This window comes from Ruegeria jejuensis (assembly GCF_041537905.1).
Lineage (GTDB): Bacteria > Pseudomonadota > Alphaproteobacteria > Rhodobacterales > Rhodobacteraceae > Ruegeria_C.
Genome location: NZ_JBGRUO010000011.1, coordinates 55037 through 79041, shown reverse-complemented (window position 1 = coordinate 79041; position 24005 = coordinate 55037). Strand labels below are relative to the sequence as shown.

Sequence of the window (24005 nt, the reverse complement as noted above, 5' to 3'; positions counted from 1 at the left end):
TATGAGACTGAAACTTGTCCCCCAGAACACCTCGTTCGATTTCTTCAGCCGCTGGAAATTGTGGCTGGGCATTTCAGCCTTCATGATGCTGCTGGCGGCGGGGTCGTTCCTGTATCAGGGCCTGAATTTCGGCATCGACTTCCGCGGCGGTACCACGATCCGCACCGAAAGCGCGCAGCCGGTGGATGTGGGCGTCTATCGCGGTGCGCTGGATGCGTTGGAGCTTGGCGACATCACCATCACCGAGATTTTTGACCCCACCTTCGGCCCCGACCAGAACGTCGCCATGTTGCGCATTCAGGCGCAGGAGGGCGAAGAGGCCGCAACCGCCACCATGGTCGCCGAGGTCGAAAGCGCCCTACAGGCCGCAGTGCCAGATATCCAGTTTGTCTCGGTCGAATCCGTCGGCCCCAAGGTCTCGGGCGAGTTGATCCAGACCGCTGTAATTGCTGTGGTCCTCGCGATCGGGGCGGTGCTTGTCTATATCTGGCTGCGGTTTGAATGGCAGTTCGCGCTGGGGGCTGTGGCCGCACTGGTGCATGACGTGATCCTGACGATTGGCGTGTTCTCGGAACTGCAGATTCGCTTCGACCTCGCGATCATCGCGGCGCTTCTGACCATTGTCGGCTACTCGCTGAACGACACGGTGGTGGTCTTTGACCGGGTGCGTGAAAACCTGCGGAAATATAAGAAAACCCCGCTCAAGGATGTGCTGAACGTCTCGATCAACGAAACGCTTAGCCGGACGGTGATGACCTCGGTCACCACGCTCTTGGCGCTGATCTCGCTTTATGTGCTGGGCGGCGACGTGATCCGCGGCTTTGTCTTTGCGATGATCTGGGGCGTGATCGTGGGGACGTATTCCTCGGTCTTCGTGGCCTCGGCGATCCTGCTCTATCTGGGCGTCAAGCGGGATTGGACAAAGCCGTCCAACACCGCTGGCAACCAATACGCCAATATCGATGCCTGATCCCCGCTCACCCGTCTGGCATAAGGGCCGGACCGGGTGACCGAACATCTGCTCTCACTGGAAGCGGCCGATCTGACGGTGCTGTTTGTCGCTGCTCTGATGGCGGGCTGCACCAGGGGCTTCACCGGGTTTGGGACCGCGATGGTCTATCTGCCCTTGGCGGGAATGGTGCTCGACCCGGTCTCTGCCGTCACGACGCTGATCCTGATGGATATTTTCGGGCCGGTCCCGATGGTACCCAAGGTGCTGCCGCACGCCCATCGCGCAGACCTGCTGCGGCTGCTGGCCGGGGCGGTGCTGGCTGTGCCTTTGGGGCTGGTGGCGTTGTTCGTCATGAACCCCGACCTGTTCCGGGTGCTTGTTTCGTCCGTATCGCTATTGATGCTGGCGGGGCTGTTGCTGGGCTGGCGTTATAGCGGTGCGCTGGGGCCACGTGCGGTGTTCGGGACCGGTCTGGTCGCGGGGTTTCTGGGCGGTGCGGTGGGCATGCCGGGGCCGCCGGTGATCTTCGTCTACATGGCCAGCCCGCATCCGCCGCAGGTGATCCGCGCCAATACCACGCTCTATCTGCTTGGCTATGACATCATGGTGGTTGTGTTTCTGGCGCTGGCCAGCCGGCTTGATCCCGCAATCGCGGCGACGGGGCTGCTGCTGACACTTCCGAATATGCTTGGCAACCTCGTGGGCAGCGCGCTATTTGTGCCGGAACGCGAGAAACTCTACCGCTCCGCTGCCTATATTCTGATCCTCAGCGTCGCGCTGGCGGGGCTGCCAATCTGGACCTGACCCATGCGCCTGAACGAGATCGCCTTTACCGATGCCCAACCCGTTGACGGCTACGGCCCGGGGTTTTTCCGCATCGCAGGCGAGGTGCTTTACGGTCCGGTTCTGACCGGTGCCTCTGGTACGTTTGCGTGGGGCGGCTACGACGATATCGCGCCGTTGCTGGACCTGGCAGGCCAGATCGATGTGCTGTTCATCGGCACCGGGGCCGAGATGGCGCATCTGCCCGACGATCTGCGCCGCGCATTGGAGGAGTCAGGCATCGGGGTGGAAAACATGTCCTCCCCCGCCGCCTGCCGCACCTACAACGTCCTGCTCTCCGAAGGCCGCCGCATCGCGCTGGCGGCCCTGCCTGTGTGACCGGGTCCGTTCTTCATCTGGCCAAAAACATTTCGGGGAGCGTAGGGTTCTGGCTCCTGACTTCCGGCAGATGTCACAGACGCGACACTCCGTCCCTGCGCGACTCCGGCCTTTTGCCGCCCCCTGCAATCGGTTAAGCGAGTTTCATGACCCTGACCGTCACCGACCTTGCCATCGCCCGTGGGGGCGTTCCCGTGCTCGAAAAGCTGGGATTTTCCCTTGAATCAGGGCAGGCGCTGGTCGTGCGCGGACCAAACGGGATCGGCAAGACAACGCTATTGCGCACCATTGCCGGGTTGCAGCCACCGCTTGCAGGCCAGATCACGGGGGCCGAGGACCGGATCGCCTATGCGGGCCATTCCGACGGCATCAAGCCGACGCTCACCGTGACCGAAAACCTGAATTTCTGGGCTGCTGTCTTTGGCGCGCACGGCATTGCGGACGCATTGGACGCCTATGACCTGCATGAGCTTGCCGACCGGCATGCCGGAAACCTTTCGGCGGGACAGAAACGCCGCCTCGGACTTGCCCGCCTGCTGGTCACCGGGCGTCCAATCTGGGTGCTGGACGAGCCGACCGTCTCGCTCGACAAGGAGGCCGTCGGCAAATTCGCCGATGCGGTGCGGTCACATCTGGGGCAGGGTGGCTCGGCGCTGATCGCCACCCATATCGATCTGGGGATCGATGCCACGACGCTGGATGTCGGCCCATTCCGCGCCGTGCCGAAGCCGGTGGATGATTTCGACGGAGATTTCCTGTGATCGCGCTGCTGCTCCGGGATCTGAAACTGGCCATGCGGGCCGGGGGTGGCTTTGGTCTTGGGCTGGTCTTTTTCCTGATCGTGACCACGCTGGTGCCCTTTGCGGTGGGTCCGCAATCCGACCTGCTGGCCAGCATCGCACCGGGCGTGCTGTGGCTGGGTGCGCTGCTGGCCTGCCTGCTGTCGCTCGACCGGCTGCTGGCGCTGGATTGGGAGGATGGCACGCTGGACCTGCTGGCCACCGCGCCGCTGCCGTTGGAGGCTGTGGTGTCGGTCAAGGCCCTGGCGCATTGGATCACCACCGGCCTGCCGCTGGTTCTGGCGGCCCCGGTCTTTGGCGTGCTGCTCAACCTGCCGGGGCCGGGCTTTTTCTGGCTGGTGGCCTCGCTGGCGGTGGGCACGCCCGCGCTCAGCGTTGTGGGCACGTTTGGGGCCGCGCTGACCGTGGGGCTGAAACGCGGCGGGCTGCTCTTGTCGCTCTTGGTACTGCCGCTCTACGTGCCGACGCTGATCTTCGGGGCCGAGGTGGCGCGGCGCGGTGCGCAAGGGATGGAGACGGGTACACCGCTTCTGATGCTGGGTGGGATCACGCTGGCGACCATCGCGCTGCTGCCTTTTGCCAGCGCCGCTGTCTTACGTGTGAACCTGCGTTGATATGTGTCAATTGAGAATACCCGTGAGTCGGGCTAGATAACCCCCATGTCGATAGCCGCCAAAGCCAACACGATCTGGCAATATGCCAATCCCAAGAAGTTTCTGGCCACCAGTGAACGGGTTCTGCCGTTTTTCTGGACATCCGCCGCCATCTGCCTTGTTGTGGGGCTGGTCTGGGGGTTCTTCTTCACACCTGATGACTTCCGTCAGGGATCGACGGTCAAGATCATCTACCTGCATGTGCCCTCAGCGCTGATGGCGATCAATTGCTGGCTGATGATGCTGGTGACCTCGCTGGTCTGGCTGGTGCGGCGCCATCATGTCAGCGCGCTGGCGGCGCGCGCCGCAGCGCCCATCGGGGTGGTGATGACGCTGATCGCGCTGATCACCGGTGCGATCTGGGGGCAACCCATGTGGGGCACCTGGTGGGCCTGGGACCCGCGCCTCACATCCTTCCTGATCCTGTTCCTGTTCTACCTGGGCTATATCGCGCTGTGGGAGGCGATCGAGGACCCCGATACCGCCGCTGATCTGACCTCGGTCCTGTGTCTGGTGGGCAGCGTCTTTGCTATCCTCAGCCGCTATGCGGTGAATTTCTGGAACCAGGGCCTGCATCAGGGGGCCTCGGTCATGCGGGCAGGGGCCGTAACCGGCACCGATACCACCGAAAAGGTCAGCAACGTGTTCTTCTACCCGCTGTTTCTGTGCATCATCGGTTTTGTTCTACTGTTCATTGCGCTGGTGCTTTATCGCACCGGGACCGAAATCCGCGCGCGCCGCATCCGTGCGCTGCTGGCGCGGGAAAGGGCAGGCGCATGATGCCGGATCTGGGGAAATATGCCGACGCGGTGCTGTCCTCTTACGCGCTGTCGCTGCTGATGCTGGTGCTGCTGGTTGCGCTGAGCCTGTGGCGCGGACGCAAGGTCCGGGCGGAGATGGAAAAGACCGAAGCAAGGGTGTCGCGCAATGGCTAGGATATCTCCATTGATGATCGCGCCGCCGGTGATTTTCGGGGCCTTCGTGCTACTTGCCGCCGTGGGCATGTTCCGCGACGACCCCGAGGCATTGCCCTCGGCCCGCGCCGGTCAACCCGCACCACCCGTGGTGATGGAACCTTTCAGCGATAAGCCGGTTTTTGACGATGCGACCCTGCGCGATGGGGAGGTGAAGCTGGTGAATTACTGGGCAAGCTGGTGCGCGCCCTGCCGGGTAGAACATCCCAATCTGGATGCGCTGTCAAAACAGGGAATCCCGGTCTATGGCGTGAACTACAAGGATCAGCCGCAGAACGCTGCCGGTTTTCTGGATGAGTTGGGTGATCCCTATGCCGCTCTGGGTCGCGACCCCGAGGGGCGCATGGCACTGGATTGGGGCGTCTACGGCGTGCCTGAGACCTATGTGGTCGATGGTGATGGCACGATCCTGCTGCGCTTTGCCGGGCCGGTCACGCAGCGCGCGTATCGCGAACGGATCGAGCCCGTTCTGACCGAGGCGCGCGAGCGGGCTGCCAACTGATCAGGCTTTCGGCTGGCGGGCCAGTTGCACCGCCAGAATTCCAACAGTGATGATCAGCACGCCGATCGCGTCCAGCAGCGTCAGTCGCTCGCCCAGCAGCAGCGCCGCGATGCCGACCCCGAAGACCGGGTTGAGAAAGTGAAAGGTCGCCGCGCGCACCGCTCCGATCCGGTCGAGCAGCCGGAACCAGATATAGGTTGCGGCCAGACCGGGGATCAGCGTCGTATAGGCAAAAGCCGCCGCAAGCGGCCAGCTGGGCGTGACCCGGATCACCTCAAACAGCGGTGCGGCGAGGAACAGGATCGCTGAGCCAACCAGCATCTGCAGCCCGACCACCATCATGAAATTCCCACCCGTGGTGGCGTTGCGTACCGACAGAGTGGCCAGCGTCAGCGCCACCGCGCCGATCCCGCAGAGCATCACGCCGAACAGATCGACGCCTGCGCTGATCCGCGCGCCCATGATCAACGCTACACCAACCAGCCCCGCCAGCAGGCCCAGAACCCCCATCAGGTTCAGCCGCTGACCCAGGATGAGCCAGTTCGCCAGCGCCACCAGCAGCGGCATGGTCGAGGCGATGATGGCCGCCACCGAGGCCTGTACCGTTTGCATCGCATAGAAGTTCAGACCCAGATAGAGGGCGTTCTGGCAGATGCCGAAGATAATCGTTGCGCGCCATTGTGCCCGCGTCAGATACCAACTCTGCCCCATCAGACGCGCGATCCAGACTCCCAGAAGGCCCGAGATCAGAAACCGCACGGCAAGCGAGAAAAGCGGCGAGGCATCCGCGACGATGATCCGCGCCGAGGAAAAGGCCGAGGACCACATCAGCGCAAATGCCAGCCCCATGATCAAAGCACGGATATCCAACTTCTGGGTCCTTTCAGGAAAACGGAACAGGCTTCGTCATTGGCCCTGATACGCAGTCATAGCCGATAGCCACCCGAGACCGTCAACACCTCACCCGTGATGAAGCTGGCCTGATCGGAGGCCAGAAATCGCACCGCGCGGGCGATATCTTCGGGGATGCCGGGGCGGCCAAGGGCGGTGTCCTGCGCGATAAGGTCGGTCAATTCCTGTGATCGCGGGTTTTCCGCCGTGTTGATCGCGCCGGGTGCAACGGCGTTGACCCGGATGCCCTTTGCCCCCAACTCCTTGGCCATGCCGCGGGTCCAGAGGTTCAGCGCCGCCTTGCTGGCGCCATATGCGACGGCTCCGACCGGTGGCAGGGCGGCATTGATCGAAGAGATATTGACGACAGCGGCGCCCGGTTTCAGATGCGGCAACGCTGCGCTGAGCAGCGCCGCCGGGCCGATCAGATTGGTGTCGAAAATGCTGCGATGCGCGGCGATGTCCATCTCGTCGATGGGGGTCTCAGCCACCAGCCCGGCATTGTTCACGATGACATCCAACCGACCAAACCTGTCGATCACCTGGTCGATGACTTTCTGCGGTTCTCCCGGCGTAGTTAGATCGGCCTTGATCGCCAGAAGCTCGGGGCAGGCCTGCAACAGCGCGTCGGGGTCGCTGCTGCGCCAGGTGATCGCAATGTCATGATCGCGTGCCAAGTCCTCGGCGATTGCGCGTCCGATGCCGCGTGCAGCACCTGTGACGAGGGCGATTCTGCGCATGTCGATCCTCCTGCTTCGGAATGAAGAAGGGCGCCCCGTGGGGCGCCCGTCAAGCGGATATCGGTCCGGCTCAGCTGGCCTTGGCCAGATTGCGCAGCACGTAGTGCAGCACGCCGCCATGTTCGATGTATTCGATCTCGGGCGCAGTATCGATCCGGCATTTCAGCGTGATCGTCTTCTCGCTGCCATCGCCATAGGTGATGGTGCAGGGCACCTCCTGCAGCGGCTCGATCGTGTCCAGCCCGTGGATCGACACGGTCTCGTCGCCCTTCAGGCCCAGCGATTTGCGGGTGTCACCGCCGGTGAACTCGAACGGGATCACGCCCATACCCACCAGGTTCGAGCGGTGGATCCGCTCGAAGCTTTCGGCGATCACGGCCTTCACGCCCAGCAATGCAGTGCCTTTGGCCGCCCAGTCACGGCTGGAGCCCGCGCCATATTGCTCGCCGCCGAACACCACCAGCGGGGTGCCCTGATCCTGATAGGCCATGGCCGCGTCATAGATCGAGGTCTGCGCGCCATCAGGGCCCTTGGTATAGCCGCCCTCGACGCCGTCCAGCATCTCGTTCTTGATGCGGATATTGGCGAAGGTGCCGCGCATCATGATCTCGTGATTGCCCCGGCGCGAGCCGTAGGAGTTGAACTCGCGCGGCTGCACCTGACGGTCGGTCAGATATGTCCCCGCAGGCGTGGTGGTCGCAAAGGACCCCGCAGGCGAGATGTGGTCGGTGGTGACCATGTCGCCCAGGATCAGGAGAACCTTGGCGCCATCGATATTGCTGATGGTGCCCGGCTCTGTCCCCATGCCCTGGAAATAGGGCGGGTTCTGGATATAGGTCGAAGTGGGCGGCCAGTCATAGGTCTCGGCATCGGTGGTCTCGACCTCCTGCCACTTTTCATCACCTTTGAAGACGTCTGCATATTTCGACAGGAACGCATCACGGGTCACGGTCTGCTGGACCAGATCGGCGATTTCCTTCTGGGTGGGCCAGATGTCTTTCATGTAGACGTCATTGCCATCCTTGTCGGTGCCAATCGGTTCCGAGGTCAGATCGATATCCATGGTCCCGGCCAGCGCATAGACCACCACCAGCGGCGGCGAGGCCAGATAGTTGGCGCGCACATCGGGGCTGATCCGGCCTTCGAAGTTGCGGTTGCCCGACAGTACGGAGGTGGCGACCAGATCGCCTTCGGCAATGGCCTCGGACAGTTCCGCCTGAATCGGGCCGGAGTTGCCGATACAGGTGGTGCAGCCATAGCCCACGAGGTTAAAGCCGACCTTGTCCAGATCTTCCTGGAGGCCCGCTGCCTCAAGATAGGCACTTACAACCTGTGAGCCGGGTGCGAGCGAGGTTTTTACCCAGGGCTTGCGGTCCAGGCCCAAAGCGGCGGCCTTGCGCGCCACCAGGCCCGCGCCGATCATCACATAAGGGTTCGAGGTGTTGGTGCACGACGTGATCGAGGCGATCACGACCTTGCCCGATTCCATCGTGTAATCTTCGCCTTTGACAGCGACTTCCTTGCCCATCGGACGCTTGAAGGTTTCCGCCATTTCCCTAGTGAAGGCCGATTTGGCATCGGTCAGCGCGACATAATCCTGCGGACGCTTGGGGCCGGAAATCGCCGGAACGATGGTCCCCATGTCAAGGCTGAGCGTGTCGGTGTAGATCGGTGCGTAATCGGAATCGCGCCAGAACCCGTTTTCCTTGGCATAAGCTTCGACCAGCGCGATGCGGTCTTCGTCGCGGCCGGTGTTGCGCAGGTAGCGGATGGTTTCGGCGTCGATCGGGAAGAAGCCGCAGGTCGCGCCGTATTCGGGAGCCATGTTGGCGATGGTTGCGCGATCCGCGAGCGGCAGACGGTCCAGACCGCTGCCGTAGAATTCGACGAATTTGCCGACCACGCCCTTTTCGCGCAGCATCTCCACGACCTTCAGCACCAGATCGGTGCCGGTGGTGCCTTCGACCAGATCGCCGGTCAGCTCAAAGCCCACAACCTCGGGGATCAGCATCGAGATCGGCTGGCCCAGCATCGCGGCCTCGGCTTCGATCCCGCCAACACCCCAGCCCAGAACGGCGGCGCCGTTGACCATGGTGGTATGGCTGTCGGTGCCGACCAGCGTATCGGGATAGGCAACCTCGTCCCCGTTCTGATCGGTGTCGATCCAGACGGTCTGGGCCAGATATTCCAGGTTCACCTGATGGCAGATACCGGTTCCCGGAGGCACAACGCGGAAGTTGTTAAAGGCCGACTGACCCCATTTCAGGAACTGGTAGCGCTCCATGTTGCGCTCATATTCGCGATCCACGTTCATCTGGAAGGCGCGTGGATTGCCGAACTCGTCAATCATGACCGAGTGGTCGATGACCAGATCAACGGGGTTCAGCGGGTTGATCTTCTGCGCGTCGCCGCCCAGACCCACGATCCCGTCACGCATCGCCGCCAGATCCACAACCGCCGGAACGCCGGTGAAATCCTGCATCAGGACGCGGGCCGGACGATAGGCGATCTCGCGCGGGTTCTTGCCGCCCTGCGCGCCCCATTCACCGAAGGCCTTGATGTCGTCGACCGAGACGGAGAAACCGTCATCCTCGAAGCGCAGCATGTTTTCCAGCACCACTTTGAGCGCGGCGGGAAGGCGGGAAAAATCGCCCAGACCGGCCTCTTGCGCGGCAGGGATTGAATAATAGTTGATGGTCTTGCCATTCACGCTCAGGCTGCGGCGTGTCTTGGCGGTGTCCTGTCCAACTTTGATGGGCATCTGATGGCCTCCCTCTCAAATGTGGTGGATTGCGGGATTCGCTGAAGCGTATCTGCATCAGGCGCGGCCACACTTCAAGGCTCAACCGGCCAGGTGCGGCAATTTTTGTATACCATGGCACACAATTTTGCCAAAACCACGCTTTCGCTCACTGATTTTCAAGAAACCTTGATTCGCAAATCCGCGCTCAGGCGGCTAGATCAGAGGGAGCAAAAGCCGAAAGCCGTATCATGAAAACCCTGACCACCAGCATTGCATTCCTGCTTACCAGCCTCGCCGCGCCGCTTATGGCGGGGGACAATCCGGTGGTGGTTGAGCTTTATACCTCGCAAGGCTGTTCCTCTTGCCCGCCCGCGGATGCGATGATGCACAAGCTGGCCGCGCGCGATGACGTGATCGGGCTGGCGCTGCATGTGGATTACTGGGACTACATCGGCTGGAAGGACGAATATGCCGATCCCGCCCATACCAAGCGCCAGCAGGGCTATGCGCGCAGCGGCGGGCGCACGATGATCTATACGCCGCAGATGATCATTGCCGGGCAGGAGGATGTGGTCGGCGCTCGCGAAGCGGAGCTGCTGGGCCTGATCGAGGCGCATCGTGCCGCGCCCGATACGGCGATGGTCACCGCAACGCGGGACGGCGATGCCGTGTCGATCTCGGTCGCGCCTTATGACAGCGCCGCGCAGGGGGCCTATGTCGTGCAACTGGTGCGCTATACCCCGATGAAACACGCCTCGATCCGGCGCGGCGAGTTGGCGGGACACGAGCTGGACTATGCCAATGTGGTCGAGAGCTGGGACCAGGTCGGGCAGTGGGACGGGACGGGGCCTGTGGAACTGAACGCCGCGCTAGAGGGGGATCTGCCCGCCGTTGTGCTGGTGCAGGCCGCCGGGCACGGGCCGATCGTGGCGGCGACGCGGGTCAACTAGAGGTTCAGGCGTCCTGCACGCCCAGCCCGTACCAGGGCTTCCAGCGGCGGTGAATCCAGAACCACTGACCCATATGCTGGCGCACCTGTGCCTCAAGATCATCATTGATGTATTGGGTCATGGTTTTGGGGTCGGAATGTGGAACCGGCTCGTTCAGCACGATCTCGAAATCCGCGCCGTTGGGCTGGCGGATGGCATAACAGGGGATCATCACCGCCTTGTATTTTATCGCCAGTTCAGCGTTCAGCACCGAGGTGACGGCGGGTTTACCAAAGAACATCAGCTCCTCGCCACCATGGGCGTGCAGGTCTGAAACGATGGCGATGATGCCTCCCTTTTTCAGCGAGCGCACCATTTCCATCATGCCGCGGCGACCCTGTTCGAACATCGGCTCGCCAGTGCGCAGGAAGGCATCTACATAGGCGTCATTGAAATAGGGGTTGGCCATGCGGCGATAAAGGCAGCCGATGGGCTTGCCGCTGCGGGTCTGCAGCGCGATCCGCGCCGCCAGGTAATGGCCGAAATGGGCGGTGATCATCATCACCGGCTTGCCCTCGGCCAGCGCGGCCTCGAAGGCGGCGATGCCGGGGCCGCTGACCTTGGCGTTTTGCTGGCGTTTGGTGAAGTCCTCGGGCGAGAAATGTTCCATGATGGCGCGCCCGGCATTGTCGGGCACGGCGCCGCAGATGCGCTTGACCTCTGCTTCGGGCAGGTCCGGGCAGACCAGATTGAGATTGTTTTCAACCCGCTTGCGAAAGCCCACCAGTGGCGAGACCGCCCGCGTGATGCGCCCCATTGCCGCCAATCTGGTTTCATAGGGCAGCCGCCGCAGGCCTGCGATCATCGCCTGCAGGAACAGATTCGCGACATAGTACCCGGCCAGTTTGGATTTGCTCAGTTCCGACTTTTCTGCGGGCATCTTGCCGTCTCATTGCCTGTTTCTGGTGTTCGGCCAGACATATAGACCCGCACCCGCGATCACAAGCGTCACGAACATGGCCCCGGCGCGGCCCGGCAAGTGTGTTCAGCCGTCCTCCTCTTCCTCGTCAAGCGACAGAAGCGTCAGGCCGCCCTCCTGTTCCAGCGTGCGGATGGCCGCAACGATGGTTGTCATTGCCTGCTCTCCGGCGGCCTGTTTGACCTTGCCTTTCTCGGCCATCTCCTCGCGCAGGGCGTCAGCCATGCGGCTGGTCATGTTGCTGAGCAGAAATTCCGCGGTGGCGACATCGTCGGGCTCACTGGCTGCCACCAATGCGGTCACCAGCACGTCCTGCTCGACCGCGCGGGCCACGGTGGTGGCATCCTTGGGCGCGATACGTCGGGCGATATCGGCAAAGGTGAACAGAACCTTGCGCACGGAGGTGGCGAAATCGGCATCCTCTTCGTCCAGCGCGGTCAGCATCTGATCGCGGGTGGTGGATGGCGACTGATTGAGTATTTCCCCAACGCGCTTTTCGGGCCGGTCTTCGAAGGCGGTAGGCGGGCGTGTCTGGGACTGGGCCAGCAACGCGCGCCCGATCCGGTCCACCGCGTCGGGCGAGATATGGGTGGTGCGCGAAATCGCGTAGGTGATCCTGCGCGCCACCGGGCCGGGCAGCAGGCCCAGCAACTCGGCGGCCTTGGGCGTGTCGAGCTTTGACAGCAGCACGGCCGCAACTTCGGTGCTTTCGCTCTGGGCGAAACCGGCCAGTTCCGCCGCATCGAGCTTGCGCAGATTCGGCCAGGGATCGCCGGTCTGCTGCACACCCGCAGCGCGGCGCAGGCGCGCAGCGGTGCCGGGGGTGATCTTGCCATCCATCGCGGTGAGCGCATCCGCGATACCATGCGGGAAGGACAGGCCGACGCCTTCAAGCGCCTCGACAAATTCATGCGCGACCGCATCCAGCGTCAACCGGTCGATCAGCCCCATGCCCGCCATCTGATGGGTCAGGATCTCCTGCAGATCCTCAGGCAGGTCCTCGATCGGGATATCGGCCCCTTCGGTCAGCAAAAGCCGCACGATCACGGCGGCCTTTTCGCGCCCGTCCAACCGGCGCGGCACCCGCTTGTCGGGCGGCACTTCCGTTGCGCCGGTTTCCACAGGGGTCATGCCAAGCGGCATCAAGGCGGTATCGTGCTGCATCTGTCCGCGTCATCCATTGAGGTCTGTCACGGACAGGATAGGTCAGGGGGCGTAAAGAAACCCTGAAACTCAGTAGCTGTAGGTCAGCCCGGTGCGGATCGCATCGCGCAGCGAAACCTCGGCCCAGCTGCCTTCGCCGCCGCGCGCCTTGATCTCGCGCCATTGAGCGACGGCCAGATCGGTTTTGCCTTCTTCGACAAAGCCCTGCGCCATATAGCTGCGCGCCAGCAGATTGTCGGGATTGGCCTCGATGGCCTGTTCATAGAACATGTTGGCCAGTTCGATCTCGCCCATCTTGCGATAGGTGAAGCCCCAATAGGTCAGGACCCGGTCATCCTCCTGATCGCGCATCTCGGAGAGGGCGATCTGCGCGTTCCCATACTGCCCGTCATAGGCCAACTCACGCACCGCGTCATATAGCGCGTCATCGCTGAAATTGGTCTTGTTCGGCTTCAGGCACCGGCCTGCATTCTTATCCCAGACGCGACCAAACAGACATTTGCGAGTGGTGTTGGTGGGCTTGGGCGGGTTTGAGCCGCTGCCTGCCGCCAATCCGGCATGGGGCATGGCGACATAAGTGGGCAGCGCAAGCGCCACGGCGAGAAGGATACGCATCGGGAGACTCCCATTAACAAATCAACTTGGAACCAAGGTAGTGCATTTCATCAAAAGAGAAGCACCAGAATCGATCCCGGCGCTTCAAACTAAGGTGAGGTTTCTGTCAGCTGTTTACAATAGGAGCGCAGCTTTGGCTGTCGCCGTCCCAGACTGTTCCGGGCGCACAGGATTGGGTTTGCTGGTCGTGGCCATAGTTGCAGCCCATCGCCAATGCCAGTCCGGGCGCAAGGCCCAGCACGGTTGCGGTCACGATGATCCGGAGTTTCATGGTCGCGCTCCTTCCCTGTATCGGAGTTACAAGGCGACCATAACATCTTTTGGGCGATCTGTCGCGGGCGCAATGGTCACCGCCGGTATTGGCGGTGACACGGCGGGCTCAGGCCACGGGGGTAGGTTGCGCCGAGAACACGACGCATTGCGGGTTGCGCAGCCATTCAGCATAGCGCGTGCGAAGGTCGGGGCGCGAATAGGGCAGGTCGCAAGCCTGCCAATCAAAGTTCTGCAAACCGGCATCTGCCAGATTCGGTTCCAGCACGTCGCGGGTCCAGCGCCAGATCGGACAGCTGAATTCGCCGATACGCATGTGGCTTTCGGGGCCGTCGCTGAACGTGATATGAACCCCTTCTTCTGCCTGCGCGGCGGAATGATCCCGGTTCGGGTCAATATCTGGGTTCAGCGTCACCATCGCGCAGGTCGCGTCCGGTTTCATATGGCGCGCGATGAACCTCCCCATGCCGCCGATGGCCTCGGGCGAGTCGGCATAGTGCAGCACATAAAGCCCGGTCACGATATCTGCTTGCGGCAGCTTCAGTGTCGATTTCCGCAGATCCGCCTGAACAAAGCGAATGCGCTCGCGCATATGCAGCGGCAGCACTTTGCGCTGATCACCCGCACGTTTCAGCATCTCGCGTGAGATATCGACACCGATCACCGATTTCGCCCCCATCTCAAGCAGCTTCCAGCCCAGCCGCCCGTCGCCGCAGCACAGGTCGATCACGGTCTTGCCCGTTGGATCGCCGATTGTTTGCAGCAGGGTATGGGTAGCGAACAGGTCACGGTCGTGCTGGTCCGCGGCCCGAACCTCGGTGTTCAGATATGCGTCTGTGTTGGTGTTGTAATACGCCATGGCGTCGGCCCCTTCTTGATTCATGTGTTGCGTCCCACATGGAGGGGCCATGCCCATTCGCAAGCGGCGCGCAGGCTTATGAAGAAGGTTTAAGATCGGGGCAATGAAACTTGCAGGGACATGGCACGCGCCGGGTCAGGAACAGGTTCCACCCGGCGCGATACGTTCTAGTCCTTGAAGACCCGCTTGAAGATCGTGTCGACATGTTTGGTATGGTAGCCCAGATCGAATTTCTCTTCGATCTCGTCGGGGCTTAGCGCCGCTGTCACATCCGCGTCGCCCAGCAGTTCGGTCTTGAAGTCCTTGCCTTCTTCCCAGACCTTCATCGCGTTGCGCTGCACCAGCTTATAGGCGTCCTCGCGGCTGACACCCGCCTGGGTCAGCGCCAGCAGCACGCGCTGACTCATCACCAGACCGCGGAACTTGTTCATGTTGGCGATCATGTTGTCAGGATAAACCACCAGCTTGTCGATCACCGAGGTCAGGCGCGCCAGCGCGAAATCGAGCGTGATGGTGGCATCCGGGCCGATATTGCGCTCGACCGAGCTGTGCGAGATGTCGCGTTCATGCCAGAGCGCCACGTTTTCCATCGCCGGAACAACGGCCATGCGCACCAGACGGGCCAGACCGGTCAGGTTCTCGGTCAGTACCGGATTACGTTTATGCGGCATGGCTGACGAGCCCTTTTGGCCTTTCGAGAAGAACTCTTCGGCCTCCAGCACCTCGGTGCGCTGCATGTGGCGGATTTCGGTGGCCACGTTTTCGATAGATGAGGCGACCACGCCAAGCGCGGCAAAGAACGCCGCGTGGCGGTCGCGCGGGATCACCTGTGTGCTGATCGGCTCGGGCTCCAGCCCCAGCTTGGCGCAGACATGTTCCTCGACGGCTGGGTCGATATTGGCAAAGGTCCCGACCGCGCCACTGATCGCGCCGGTGGCGATCTCGTAACGGGCCTTTTCCAGCCGGTTCAGGTTGCGGTCCATCTCGGCATAGAAGCGGGCGAAGGTCAGCCCCATGGTCGTGGGTTCGGCGTGGATGCCGTGGCTGCGCCCGATGCGCACCGTGTCTTTGTGTTCATGGGCGCGGCGTTTCAGGGCGGCGAGCAACCCTTTCATATCCTCGATCAGGATATCGGCAGCGCGGGTCAACTGGACGTTGAAACAGGTGTCCAGCACGTCCGAAGAGGTCATACCCTGATGCACAAACCGCGCCTCGTCGCTGCCCACATGTTCGGCCAGATGGGTCAGAAAGGCGATCACGTCATGTTTGGTCACCGCCTCGATCTCGTCAATGCGGGCCACGTCGAACTCGACATCCTTGGCCTTCCAGACCGCCTCGGCGTTTTCGCGCGGGATCACGCCCAGATCGGCCATCGCATCGCAGGCATGCGCCTCGATCTCGTACCAGATGCGGAACTTGGTCTCGGGCGACCAGATGGCGACCATATCGGGACGGGAATAACGAGGGATCATTGGCAGCGGCACCTTTTTGTGATTGGCATGCGGATACGGGGCGGGTCATAGACCCGTGATCGCGTGCGGACAAGGCAGGAGAGTGGATATGAGGCGGTTTGCCCTGATTTTGGCGCTGGTGCCGGGCAGTTTGGCGGCGGAAGAGTTCCGCATACTGAGCGGAGATGACATTCTGGCCGCCCTGACAGACCGCAAGCTGGCCTATGAGGGTGGGGCGACGCAGACATTCGAGTCGTCGATGCAGACACACTATTTCTCAAACGGTCCCAGCACTGGCACATGGGCGGTGCGGGGGGATCAATATTGCTCGGTCTGGCCGCCCTCCGATATCTGGGCCTGCTACAATATCGAACAAAAGGGCGATGTGATCCGCTTCATCGGCGCGGGCGGCGACCTGACCGACGGGACCTATGTGGAATGACGCTGCCGCAAAGCCTTGATGCGTTCGCCGGGAACTGGCGCATCACGCGCGAGATCACTGATGCCAAGGCCGGGCAGGTGCTGAGCGCCGAAGGCACTGCCTCGCTGGTCTGGAAGGATGATGCGCTGATCTATGACGAGGCGCTGCGCCTGCAGGTGCCCGGGCAGGCACCGATGCAGGCCACGCGGCGCTATCTCTGGCAGCAGGGGCAGGGCGGCATCGACATCCGGTTTGAGGACGGGCGCTTCTTTCACCATCTGGCGCTGGGGCAGGACAGCCCGCGTGACCATCATGATTGCCCGCCCGACAGCTACGACGCGGCATATGATTTCAGCGACTGGCCCCGCTGGTCGGTGGTCTGGACCGTCTCGGGGCCGCGCAAATCTTATGTCATGAAAAGCCGGTATGAGCGGCAGAGCGACTAAGTGCTATTTCCTGGTCTCAAGCGCGCTTTGCCAGGCGCGATCGGCCTTGTCCCAGATATCCTTGACCCAATCCGCAGGCCACATGAACTGGCGCAGGTATCGCAGCTTTCGGTGCGATTTCAGCGATCGCTTGATGTGCTGCCAGGGCGGCAGGAACTCGTATCTGGGGTGGTAGCGCCCGGCAATGGCGTCCGGGGGGTTGAGCGAGCCTGCAAAGATCACCACGCGCGTGCCTTTGGGCGGGCGCGAGGGTTTGAAATAGTTCAGCGGGAAGGTCGGGATGCACTCGATCCGGAAATGGCGCACCCAGCCGCCGGGCCAGAACTTGATCCCGTTTGGCGCGTTCTTGGTGACGAAATGCTGCTCAAAACGGTATTTATCCGCAACGGCTTGAGGGTCGGCGGCAAATTGCGCCTGCAGAGGTGCCAACGCCCCCACGGGCATGCGATAGATCGAGGTCTGTCCCAGCTTGTGCAGCGGCTTGGTGATGTTGCGGGCGAGGACGACATCCTCTTCCGAGCCGAACTCGAAAAACGGGTCCAGCGACCCGGTGATGACCACATCCAGATCGAGGAACAGGAACGGCCCCTTCAAATCGCCCAACTCAGGCGCCCAGAGGCGTGATTTCGGCCATTGACCGATGGTGCGTTCGGGCATGAAACCCGGCATTTCGGGCAGATCAAAGCAGACAATGTCGGGATGAACCCCTTCGCGCGTGTCGGTGAAGGCGACAAAACGGAAAGGTGGCTTGATATTGGCGCGCACCATCTCATAGAGACGATTGATATAGGGCGCGCCGTATTTCGTGCCCCAGTTGATACATACGATCTGCTTGTCCATGAGGGCAGGGCTAGCAGCCACTCAGCCTTTCAGCAAGAACGAAAGATGGGGCGCGAGGCGGTGAGGGCCTTGCGCCATATTGGGCTGTTTCCAGCGATATTAAGCATTTACAGGTTGCGCTTGACGGTCAATGATCGCCCTGACCGATCAATGAAAGTGAGTTTCATGCGACCTGCCAAAACGCTTCTGCGCCGCGCTGTATGTGCCGCGCTTATTGCGGGGCTGCCCGGTGCCGCGCTTGCGGACATGCCCTTGACCTATGAAAGCGACGGGCAGGCCCTGTTCCGGCTGAGCGCACCGGATTTCTGGCAGGTGCGCGCTGGTGGCCCCCGAGCCATCACCGCGCCTGAAACCGGCGAGGCGCGGCTGATCAACCGGGTCATCGGGCTGGAGCCGGTGGCCGATAAGGGCGTCTGGGTGGGGTTTCTGTCGCCCAACGGTATCAGCACGCTGGATCAGGCCGCAGATTATCTGTCGGGCATCGGCAAATCGCTGGTCTCTGATCCCGAGGTCACCGGGCGCACCTCGATCAGGCTGGGCGGGTTGCCCGCCAATCGCATTACCGGAACCGGACGGCGCGACGGGCGCGCGGTCAGTTTCACTGCATTGCTGATCGATCTGCCGACCAACCGGGTCGCGATCTCGCTTGCGGTGATCGAGAACGGGGCGAACCCGGAATTGGTCAATGATGTGAATGCGATCTACAGCTCGTTCCGGGCGATCAGGTAAGGAGGGTAAGATGTTGAAAAAGCTTGTTCTTGCTCTTGGGCTTCTTGGTCTGGCGGGTTGCGACGGTGTTTATGTCGGTGCCGGCACCGGCGGTTATTATGATTCGATGCTGTGGAATGACTATTACTACGGCTACCCGCGCCCGCCTGACGAGCCGGACCGCCCTGATCGGCCCGACCCTCCGGTCCGGCCTGAGCCACCGATCGCCAAGCCACCAATCGCCCGGCCTCCGGTTGCCCGACCGCCCGTGGCCCGACCCCCGGTCGCCCGTCCGCCGGTGCACCGCCCGCCGGTGGCGCGCCCGATGCCCGCGCGCGGCGGGCGGCGTTAGGCGTCGGCCGCAAAAAGTTTGGCAATGCGCTCCGCTGGGGCCTGAACAAATGTGCGAAGCGTGGCGATCACCTCACTGCGGTGACCAGTCCGAGCATTGCGGCGTATCTGCACCCGCCGGGCGGTAGGAGATACAGTAATAGCGCGCGGTGCTCATTGTGTTTTTCGGCGCCGCGCCGGTCCAGTCTTGTTGTCCCTCGCCACCAACCCAGATGTTGATGAATATTTTTTGGGGAAGGGACGGGATCGGAGCGTCTTCAGCGGTCACATGCAGCAGTTCCTGTCCGTCCACATACCAGGTCAGGCTGTCGGGTTGCCAATCAAACGCATAAAGATGCGGCCCCTCTGTGGCGTCAAATTCAAGATCGACCGCCTGACCGGGTTTCTTTTCGCCCTCAACGAAGGCGGTCAACCAGACCTCGGATGTGTCTCGCCCCAGAAACTCAAAGTCGATTTCATCATGCGGTGTCTCGAAATGCGGGCCCGTATAGGTGAAAAAGGACGACACGACTCCGTCCCCTGGGGCAGCTGTCATGATCACCTCATAGCGACCGAAGGAGGTCTGCTGACGCAGCTGTACCTCGCCGCCCTGAAAGGATTTTCCGGTGCTGGCGGGCGCGGGCGAAAGCGATAGCACAAGCGCGCCATCCTTCGGATCGTACTCCACCGCGTCGCGGCTCCAGACCGTATCGAGCCACGAAGCCTCGTTGTTGTATTTAGAGATGTACCACCTGTCAGAATTCAGATCATCCCCGTAGGAAATGAACCCCGAATCCAGCGTTTCGGCCTGATTTGATGTTGTATCAGCAGCGAGCGGGCTGACCAGGGCAAACAGGCCTACGGTCACATTCGAGAAAGACTTGGATAAAAGCATGGAAACGCATCCCATTTGAACATTACAATATAACTGGTTCTGCACCCATGAGGATGCCAATCTACATCGCCCATTATATAGGCCTAAATACACGTCGGGTCTGCGCCCTTATCGAACTGCAAGTTTATGCGCTAACCGGCCACCAGCTCGGTCACCACATGTGAGGAGCCCTCAAGTGTCCGATGCACCGGGCATTTGTCGGCGATCTCCAGCAGTTTGGCGCGCTGTTCGGCGTTCAGCGGGCCGTCAAGCCGGATGATGCGGCGGAACTCGTCGACCTTGCCACGGGTTGCGGCCTCGGCGTCCTGGGCGTGGACTTTGTTGTGGAAGGTATCGACGCTGACCCCCTCAAGCGGCCAGCCTTTGCGGCGCGCATACATGCGGATCGTCATCGAGGTGCAGGCGCCCAGACCGGCAGACACAAAGCCATAAGGCGACATGCCGCTATTGGTGCCACCATAAGAGGCAGGCTCATCCGCAACGGCGTGATGGTCCGGGCCTGATTGCACATCCTGCCGGAAGCCTGAAGCGTCGGCCTCGGTCACCCGCACAACGCCTTCGGGTGCGCCCGGTGGCGGGGCGGGTGGCGACAGGTTGACATAGCGCGCGGCCCAGGCGGCGATAACCTCACCGGCATAATCGGCATCACTCTGGCGGGTGATCAGGTGATCGGCATCGTCCAGCGTCACAAAGCTTTTGGGGTGTTTGGCGGCCAAAAAGATCTGCGCGGCATTGTCGATGCTGACGGTATCATCCAGCGGCGCGTGCAGCACCAGAAGCGCGGCGTTCAACTCGGCAATGGCGGGTTCCAACTGGGCCTGCGCGATATCCTCGACAAATTGCCTGCCGATCCGGAAGGGCCGCCCGCCAAGGGTGACATCGGCCACGCCCTCGGCCTCGATCTGCGGCAAGGCCGCCTCGAAATGGTGCGAGACATGGCCCGGATCAGCAGGCGCGCCCAACGTCACCACACCCTTGACCGAGGGGATGCCCGCCCGCGCCCGCAGCACCGCCGCACCGCCCAGCGAATGGCCGATAAGCAGCGCCGGAGCCATGTTGCGGCCAACAAGATACTGCGCGGCAGCCACCAGATCCTGCACATTCGAGGTGAAGCTGGTGTTTTCGAATTCACCCGCCGAATGGCCTAGCCCGGTGAAGTCGAACCGCAGCACCGCGATCCCCATCATTGCCAGCCGCGCCGCGATGCGCCGCGCTGCCGGGATGTCCTTGGAGCAGGTGAAGCAATGGGCAAAAAGCGCGGTGGCCAGGACCGGCCCGTCCGGCAGATCAAGCCGCGCGGCAAGCTGGCTGTCGTCATGACCGGCAAATGTGATGCGTTCAGTGGGCATGGGTGATCCTCTCGCTTTCCATCAGAGACTGGCGTTGAGGCGGCCAGATTCCAAGAGGCAAGCCGTCTGTTCACGGCACCGTGCATTGGCGTTAACCCGCCCAGAGGAGTCGCCGGTCTTGTATGCGCAGTTGGTAGGCATTATTCAGAAATGAATATTCATTTCTCAAATACATGACCCTATGCCCCGACCCAGTAAAACCCAGATTCGCAGCGCCATTCGCACCGCCCTGTTGCAGGAAGTGGCGGAAAAGGGGATTGGCGCGGTTTCGATGGCGGCCGTGGCCAAACGCGCAAAGGTCGCGCCCGGAACGCTCTACCTGCATTTCGACAGCAAGGAGCAGATGCTGCAGGCGCTCTATCTCGAAATCAAGACAGAGTTCCACGCCATCATGGTGGCCGCCCAACAGGAGCCAACCTCGCGCGCCATGATCCGCCGCATGTGGCTGGACATGTTCGACTATGTCCGCGCCAACCCGCAGGCCTTCCTGTTTGTGGAATATGCCGGTGCGGCGCAGATACTGAGCCCGGAGCAAAGCAACTCGATCGCGCATATGCAGGACGAGATTCGCGCCATGCTGCAAGCTGCCATTGACGATGGAACCCTTGCGCCTCTGCCGGTGCGGACTGTGACCGTCTTGCTGGTCGCGCCTGCAATGCACCTGGCGCGCATGGCGCTGATGACGAACGAACACCCGACCCAAGGTGAGATCGACCTGACCTATGACCGGGTCTGGCGGTCGATCTGCGCTGACGGTCAGTGAAACATGAGCTTCGATATATAAGGGTATGAAAATATGGGTAAAGTAATCCTGATAACGGGGGCCTCAACCGGTTTGGGTGTCAGCCTTGCCGTGCAGGCGGCGCGAGCCGGGCACAAGGTTTATGCCAGCATGCGCAATCTGGACAAGCGCGCGGGGCTGGACGCGGCTGTGACCCAGGCCGGTGTCTCCGTCGCCTGCCTGCAACTGGACGTTCAGGACGATGCCAGCGTGGCAGCTGCGGTGGCGCAGATCATCGCGACCGAGGGGCGGATCGATGTGCTGATTAATAACGCGGGCGCGGGCTATGTCCGCTCGACCGAACAGGCCGAGATGGCGGATGTGCAATGGGTGCTGGATGTGAACTTCACCGGCGTTGTGCGCTGTACCAAGGCGGCCCTTCCGCATATGCGCGCGGCCCGCTGCGGCCATGTCATCAATATCGGCTCGGTTGGCGGGCTGGTGGGTCAGCCTTTCAACGAGATCTACTGCGCGGCCAAATTCGCCGTCGAAGGCTATACCGAGGCGCTGGCCAGCTATGTCACGCCGCATTTCGGGATCAACTTTACCGTGGTCGAGCCGGGCGGCATCCAGACCGAGTTCGCCAATTCGGTACTGAAACAGGTCAACGAGACCGGTGGCATGCTTGAGGATGAATACCTGCCCATCCTGCAGAGCTATATCGGCGGCTCGCAGGCGCGTGGCGATACTGCCTATCAGACCGCCGATGAGGTGGCGGAGGTTGTGCTGCGCTGCATGGAAGCTGAAACCCCGCCGATCCGCGCCCGGACGTCGGACTGGGCCGAAGACCTGTGCCGCATCAAGACCCAAGCCGATCCTGATGGCCGGAAACTGCAGGCGAAAGTGATGCAGGATTTTCTGGGGTTATAGACCGGGTTAACCTGAAACATCATGGTTTGTGATGCGTTGGCAAACATTAATTCGTTTTTGTGACGATCAATCCGCTCCTATCTTCTGTTCATCTCATGATCAGATGAGGAGATATGGATATGCACGATATGATTGCTCACAAAAACACCGGCCTCGGCGTGGAACGGGGCAGGACCTTCTTGTGGTCCGTCCTCGCCCTGGGCCTTGGCATCGCGCTTGGCGCCGGGATCAATGGCGGCGCGCCGGACGGATTTGAACCCGAGTCCGACACCGCACGGACTCTGCCACCGGCAGAAGACTGGCACGGCAATGTGAAACGCTCAACCTGGTCTGAGACCCGGTGAGCGCTGCGGCGGGCAGGGGCCGGACTTGCCCGCCGCTCCGCCTGCGGAAGCAAGGCCATATTGCCGGAATTCCGCGAGTCGAGTGTTGCGTTCTGCCCAACTGATCCGGTCGTGACGGGCCGCGCTGACAGGAATGTTGCCCGAAACGGGGCGGTGACTTAGACTTGGGACAGTGTTCAACGCACGGTATTTGAGATGGCGACATATTTAAACTTACTTCCTGGGGATGTTGCCCCGGACTTTGTTCAACGTTCCTTCCAGAACCCGCAATTCGTGTTCAATTCGGCTGCTGGCCGATATCTTGTGCTGTGCTTCTTTTGCAGTGCCAGCGACCCGCATGGTCAGGCTGCATTGCAGGCGATGTTCGAGCGCAAGGATCTTTTCGACGACACGTTTGCCAGCTTTTTTGGTGTCACAATCGACCCCACAGACGACGATCCTGCGCAACTGACGGAGCAATATCCCGGCTACCGCTTTTTCCTCGACCTCGATCTGAGCGTCAGTCGGCGCTACGGTGTGGTGGACAAGGATGCCACCGAACTGCCTCCGGCGCCAGAGATACGGCGACTCTGGGTTGTGATCGATCCTACCATGCGGGTCATGAAGCTGATCACCTTCAAGACGGACCAGAGCGATATTGCTGAATTGACGGCCTATCTGGATGCCTTGCCGCCGCCGGTGAGATTTTCCGGGCTGGAGCTTCAGGCGCCGATTATCGTCCTGCCGAATGTCTTCGAGGCAGAGCTTTGCGACCGGTTGATCAGCCTCTACGAGGCAGATGGCGGGATCGAGACAGGGTTCATGCGGGATGAGGGCGGCAAGACCGTGGCCAAGATTGACCGCAAGCACAAAAGCCGGCGGGATTTCCAGATCGAGGACAACGCCCTGATCAAGGAATTGCAAGGCCGGGTCAATCGTCGGGTCGTGCCGGAGATTGCCAAGATCCATCAGTTCCACGTCACCCGCATGGAGCGATACATCGTCTCCTGCTACTCGGCAGAAGATGGCGGGCATTTCAGGCCCCATCGCGACAACACGACCAAAGGCACCGCGCATCGCCGCTTTGCGGTCTCGATCAATCTCAATGCCGATTTTGATGGCGGCGAGGTCTCGTTCCCGGAATACGGAACCCGCAGCTTCAAGGCGCCTCCCGGCGGGGCGGTCATCTTTTCCTGTTCGCTGTTACATGCGGTGTCAAAGGTCACGCGCGGCAGAAGATATGCCTTCCTGCCCTTCCTCTATGATGATGCGGCCGCAGAAATCCGCGAGCGGAACAATAAATACCTCAGTGAGGAGGTCGGGAACTACAGGGATACTGCGCCCAGCCCCGCGGGCTGA

At 61.6% G+C, this 24005-nt stretch carries 29 protein-coding genes; 17 read left to right on the top strand and 12 right to left on the bottom strand.

Features of this window, described 5'->3' with window-relative positions; all coding sequences use genetic code 11:
* Position 1: 1 nt before the first annotated feature.
* From secF to AB1E34_RS14140, 8 genes are all read left to right on the top strand, one after another.
* Entirely contained in the window at positions 2 to 970 is a 969-nt protein-coding gene (gene secF, locus AB1E34_RS14175; RefSeq protein WP_372572997.1) for a protein translocase subunit SecF, read from the top strand.
* 36 nt (positions 971 to 1006) lie between these two features.
* The gene (locus AB1E34_RS14170) at positions 1007 to 1756 is read left to right on the top strand and encodes a sulfite exporter TauE/SafE family protein (RefSeq protein WP_372572996.1); all 750 of its coding nucleotides are present in this window, start codon (positions 1007 to 1009) and stop codon (positions 1754 to 1756) included.
* A 3-nt stretch (positions 1757 to 1759) separates the two neighbouring features.
* Complete coding sequence (locus tag AB1E34_RS14165; protein WP_372572995.1) at positions 1760 to 2113, top strand: Mth938-like domain-containing protein; 354 nt, start codon at positions 1760 to 1762, stop codon at positions 2111 to 2113.
* Positions 2114 to 2259: 146 nt separating this feature from the next.
* On the top strand, positions 2260 to 2874 hold the full coding sequence (gene ccmA, locus AB1E34_RS14160; protein ID WP_372572994.1) for a heme ABC exporter ATP-binding protein CcmA: 615 nt from the start codon (positions 2260 to 2262) through the stop codon (positions 2872 to 2874).
* Positions 2871 to 3527, top strand: coding sequence for a heme exporter protein CcmB (gene ccmB / locus AB1E34_RS14155; RefSeq protein ID WP_372572993.1), 657 nt, complete (start codon positions 2871 to 2873; stop codon positions 3525 to 3527). The genes ccmA and ccmB overlap by 4 nt, the downstream gene beginning before the upstream one ends.
* A 45-nt stretch (positions 3528 to 3572) precedes the next feature.
* On the top strand, positions 3573 to 4346 hold the full coding sequence (locus tag AB1E34_RS14150; protein ID WP_372572992.1) for a heme ABC transporter permease: 774 nt from the start codon (positions 3573 to 3575) through the stop codon (positions 4344 to 4346).
* Entirely contained in the window at positions 4343 to 4501 is a 159-nt protein-coding gene (gene ccmD, locus AB1E34_RS14145; RefSeq protein WP_372572991.1) for a heme exporter protein CcmD, read from the top strand. Before AB1E34_RS14150 ends, ccmD begins: the two co-directional genes overlap by 4 nt.
* Positions 4494 to 5042: a DsbE family thiol:disulfide interchange protein gene (locus AB1E34_RS14140; RefSeq protein ID WP_372572990.1), complete on the top strand. Its 549-nt coding sequence runs from the start codon at positions 4494 to 4496 to the stop codon at positions 5040 to 5042. Before ccmD ends, AB1E34_RS14140 begins: the two co-directional genes overlap by 8 nt.
* Here the strand turns inward: AB1E34_RS14140 and AB1E34_RS14135 are convergent, their stop codons facing one another.
* From AB1E34_RS14135 to acnA, 3 genes are all read right to left on the bottom strand, one after another.
* Positions 5043 to 5912: a DMT family transporter gene (locus AB1E34_RS14135; RefSeq protein WP_372572989.1), complete on the bottom strand. Its 870-nt coding sequence runs from the start codon at positions 5910 to 5912 to the stop codon at positions 5043 to 5045.
* A gap of 56 nt (positions 5913 to 5968) precedes the next feature.
* The gene (locus AB1E34_RS14130; RefSeq protein WP_372572988.1) at positions 5969 to 6673 is read right to left on the bottom strand and encodes an SDR family NAD(P)-dependent oxidoreductase; all 705 of its coding nucleotides are present in this window, start codon (positions 6671 to 6673) and stop codon (positions 5969 to 5971) included.
* Between the two features lie 70 nt (positions 6674 to 6743).
* Positions 6744 to 9434, bottom strand: coding sequence for an aconitate hydratase AcnA (acnA, locus tag AB1E34_RS14125; RefSeq protein WP_372572987.1), 2691 nt, complete (start codon positions 9432 to 9434; stop codon positions 6744 to 6746).
* A 230-nt stretch (positions 9435 to 9664) separates the two neighbouring features.
* On the opposite strand from acnA, the gene AB1E34_RS14120 reads away from it, so the two are divergent.
* Positions 9665 to 10366 (top strand): DUF1223 domain-containing protein, encoded by a 702-nt coding sequence (locus AB1E34_RS14120; protein ID WP_372572986.1) that lies wholly within the window; start codon positions 9665 to 9667, stop codon positions 10364 to 10366.
* Between the two features lie 4 nt (positions 10367 to 10370).
* Here AB1E34_RS14120 and AB1E34_RS14115 read toward each other — a convergent pair whose 3' ends face one another.
* From AB1E34_RS14115 to purB, 6 genes are all read right to left on the bottom strand, one after another.
* Positions 10371 to 11285, bottom strand: a complete 915-nt coding sequence (locus AB1E34_RS14115; protein WP_372572985.1) for a lysophospholipid acyltransferase family protein — start codon at positions 11283 to 11285, stop codon at positions 10371 to 10373.
* A gap of 105 nt (positions 11286 to 11390) precedes the next feature.
* Positions 11391 to 12488, bottom strand: coding sequence for a flagellar motor switch protein FliG (locus tag AB1E34_RS14110; RefSeq protein ID WP_372572984.1), 1098 nt, complete (start codon positions 12486 to 12488; stop codon positions 11391 to 11393).
* Positions 12489 to 12557: 69 nt separating this feature from the next.
* Positions 12558 to 13103: a tetratricopeptide repeat protein gene (locus AB1E34_RS14105; protein ID WP_372572983.1), complete on the bottom strand. Its 546-nt coding sequence runs from the start codon at positions 13101 to 13103 to the stop codon at positions 12558 to 12560.
* A 106-nt stretch (positions 13104 to 13209) separates the two neighbouring features.
* Entirely contained in the window at positions 13210 to 13374 is a 165-nt protein-coding gene (locus tag AB1E34_RS14100; protein WP_372572982.1) for a hypothetical protein, read from the bottom strand.
* A gap of 108 nt (positions 13375 to 13482) precedes the next feature.
* Positions 13483 to 14256: a class I SAM-dependent methyltransferase gene (locus AB1E34_RS14095; protein WP_372572981.1), complete on the bottom strand. Its 774-nt coding sequence runs from the start codon at positions 14254 to 14256 to the stop codon at positions 13483 to 13485.
* Positions 14257 to 14399: 143 nt separating this feature from the next.
* Positions 14400 to 15704, bottom strand: coding sequence for an adenylosuccinate lyase (gene purB / locus AB1E34_RS14090; RefSeq protein ID WP_372572980.1), 1305 nt, complete (start codon positions 15702 to 15704; stop codon positions 14400 to 14402).
* 88 nt (positions 15705 to 15792) lie between these two features.
* On the opposite strand from purB, the gene AB1E34_RS14085 reads away from it, so the two are divergent.
* Both AB1E34_RS14085 and AB1E34_RS14080 read left to right on the top strand, forming a co-directional pair.
* Positions 15793 to 16125 (top strand): hypothetical protein, encoded by a 333-nt coding sequence (locus AB1E34_RS14085; protein ID WP_372572979.1) that lies wholly within the window; start codon positions 15793 to 15795, stop codon positions 16123 to 16125.
* Positions 16122 to 16550 carry a DUF6314 family protein gene (locus AB1E34_RS14080; RefSeq protein WP_372572978.1) on the top strand — a complete coding sequence of 143 codons (429 nt, stop codon included), beginning with the start codon at positions 16122 to 16124 and terminating at the stop codon, positions 16548 to 16550. Before AB1E34_RS14085 ends, AB1E34_RS14080 begins: the two co-directional genes overlap by 4 nt.
* A gap of 3 nt (positions 16551 to 16553) precedes the next feature.
* On the opposite strand, the gene AB1E34_RS14075 is transcribed toward AB1E34_RS14080, so the two are convergent.
* Positions 16554 to 17390: a glycosyl transferase gene (locus AB1E34_RS14075; RefSeq protein ID WP_372572977.1), complete on the bottom strand. Its 837-nt coding sequence runs from the start codon at positions 17388 to 17390 to the stop codon at positions 16554 to 16556.
* A 165-nt stretch (positions 17391 to 17555) separates the two neighbouring features.
* On the opposite strand from AB1E34_RS14075, the gene AB1E34_RS14070 reads away from it, so the two are divergent.
* Both AB1E34_RS14070 and AB1E34_RS14065 read left to right on the top strand, forming a co-directional pair.
* Positions 17556 to 18119, top strand: coding sequence for a hypothetical protein (locus AB1E34_RS14070; protein ID WP_372572976.1), 564 nt, complete (start codon positions 17556 to 17558; stop codon positions 18117 to 18119).
* Positions 18120 to 18129: 10 nt separating this feature from the next.
* A complete protein-coding gene (locus AB1E34_RS14065) occupies positions 18130 to 18450 on the top strand; it encodes a hypothetical protein (protein ID WP_372572975.1) in 321 nt (106 codons plus the stop codon).
* A 72-nt stretch (positions 18451 to 18522) separates the two neighbouring features.
* Here the strand turns inward: AB1E34_RS14065 and AB1E34_RS14060 are convergent, their stop codons facing one another.
* Entirely contained in the window at positions 18523 to 19323 is an 801-nt protein-coding gene (locus AB1E34_RS14060; protein ID WP_372572974.1) for a family 16 glycosylhydrolase, read from the bottom strand.
* A gap of 131 nt (positions 19324 to 19454) precedes the next feature.
* Positions 19455 to 20672 (bottom strand): bifunctional alpha/beta hydrolase/OsmC family protein, encoded by a 1218-nt coding sequence (locus tag AB1E34_RS14055; protein ID WP_372572973.1) that lies wholly within the window; start codon positions 20670 to 20672, stop codon positions 19455 to 19457.
* Between the two features lie 181 nt (positions 20673 to 20853).
* Here AB1E34_RS14055 and AB1E34_RS14050 point away from each other — a divergent pair, with 181 nt between their 5' ends.
* The 4 genes from AB1E34_RS14050 (at position 20854) to AB1E34_RS14035 (ending at position 24005) form a co-directional block, all read left to right on the top strand.
* On the top strand, positions 20854 to 21435 hold the full coding sequence (locus AB1E34_RS14050) for a TetR/AcrR family transcriptional regulator (RefSeq protein ID WP_372572972.1): 582 nt from the start codon (positions 20854 to 20856) through the stop codon (positions 21433 to 21435).
* Between the two features lie 33 nt (positions 21436 to 21468).
* Complete coding sequence (locus tag AB1E34_RS14045; RefSeq protein WP_372572971.1) at positions 21469 to 22323, top strand: SDR family oxidoreductase; 855 nt, start codon at positions 21469 to 21471, stop codon at positions 22321 to 22323.
* A gap of 119 nt (positions 22324 to 22442) precedes the next feature.
* Positions 22443 to 22667: a hypothetical protein gene (locus tag AB1E34_RS14040; protein WP_372572970.1), complete on the top strand. Its 225-nt coding sequence runs from the start codon at positions 22443 to 22445 to the stop codon at positions 22665 to 22667.
* A gap of 195 nt (positions 22668 to 22862) precedes the next feature.
* Positions 22863 to 24005: a 2OG-Fe(II) oxygenase gene (locus AB1E34_RS14035; RefSeq protein WP_372572969.1), complete on the top strand. Its 1143-nt coding sequence runs from the start codon at positions 22863 to 22865 to the stop codon at positions 24003 to 24005.